Below are 258 nucleotides of genomic sequence, written 5' to 3' on the forward strand. Positions count from 1 at the left end.
CGTGAGGGTGGAGCCGGGGCGGCGGACCGCGTACGCCTTGCCGACCTCGCCGAGGCGGGGGTCGGGGACGCCGACGACGGCGACGTCCGCGATGTCCGGGTGCAGGCCGATGAGTTGCTCGATCTCGGCGGGGTAGGCGTTGAACCCGCCGACGATGAACATGTCCTTGATCCGGTCGGTGATGCGCAGGTTGCCGTCGGTGTCGAGGACCCCGACGTCGCCGGTGCGCAGCCAGCCGTCCGGGGTGACGGCCGCGGC

1 protein-coding gene is annotated in these 258 nt (G+C 72.9%); it reads right to left on the reverse strand.

Features of this window, described 5'->3' with window-relative positions; translation table 11 throughout:
* On the reverse strand, window positions 1-258 hold a 258-nt coding region (locus IF09_RS41490; protein ID WP_037637288.1), incomplete at both ends, for an AMP-binding enzyme.

The organism is Streptomyces katrae (genome assembly GCF_000717655.1).
In the GTDB taxonomy this organism is placed as follows: domain Bacteria; phylum Actinomycetota; class Actinomycetes; order Streptomycetales; family Streptomycetaceae; genus Streptomyces; species Streptomyces katrae_B.